Below are 694 nucleotides of genomic sequence, written 5' to 3'. Positions count from 1 at the left end.
CGTGCCGCCACTTCTGCCGAAAGGCCGGTCCGGGCGACGATCGCCGCAATCATGGCCGCGTCGTCGGCGTCGTCTTTTTCCATGCGCCGGATAATGGAGTTCGCGGCCTTCATCTTGTCGATCGACAGGGCCAGGTCTTCGATCTTCGCCATGATCCGTTGCAACGCAGATGGATCGCCCGAGCGGATCGGCTCGTCATCCGCGCCGTGGGGGAAGGCTTTCCGCTTCACCGCTTTCCGGGCCGCTGCTGAATGCGCGGCAAGATCGGCGCGGCGGGCATCGGAAATCTTCATCCGCTTTTCGTTGCGGGCAACGGGAAAGCGCGCCGGTCCGGTAATAAACCAGTTCATGCAGCGGCTTTCCGCCGCCCAATAGCGCCGCGTCAACTCGACGTGGCGGCGGGTGAAAGCCTCGATCTCTGGTTCCGTGTTCGGTGCGCTCGCCTTCTCCCACAGCTCCACGACGTAGCCGGCAAACTCGTTCAGTCGGTGGGCCAGCTCGCCCAGTTCGGCGTTCGCGCGCCGGTCTGGAAAGTGGGTCAGTGCATCGAACTGGTGTTCGATGTCCTTCGCCGCAATGTTTGCGGCGAAGGTTCCTGTCACGATAGCGAGGCTTCGGTTTTCCACGATAGCGATTTTCATCATGCCTCTCCTTCGACAAAGGTCGGGGCACGGCGCTCAATCCTGTCCTGCAA

1 pseudogene is annotated in these 694 nt (G+C 62.1%); it reads right to left on the bottom strand.

The window, feature by feature from the left end:
- Positions 1–641: pseudogene (locus tag EN780_RS36365) on the bottom strand (hypothetical protein); the annotation flags it as partial.
- Positions 642–694: the final 53 nt, after the last annotated feature.

It is taken from the genome of Mesorhizobium sp. M4B.F.Ca.ET.089.01.1.1 (assembly GCF_004022605.1).
Lineage (GTDB): Bacteria > Pseudomonadota > Alphaproteobacteria > Rhizobiales > Rhizobiaceae > Mesorhizobium > Mesorhizobium abyssinicae.
This window is presented reverse-complemented; position numbering and strand designations above follow the sequence as displayed.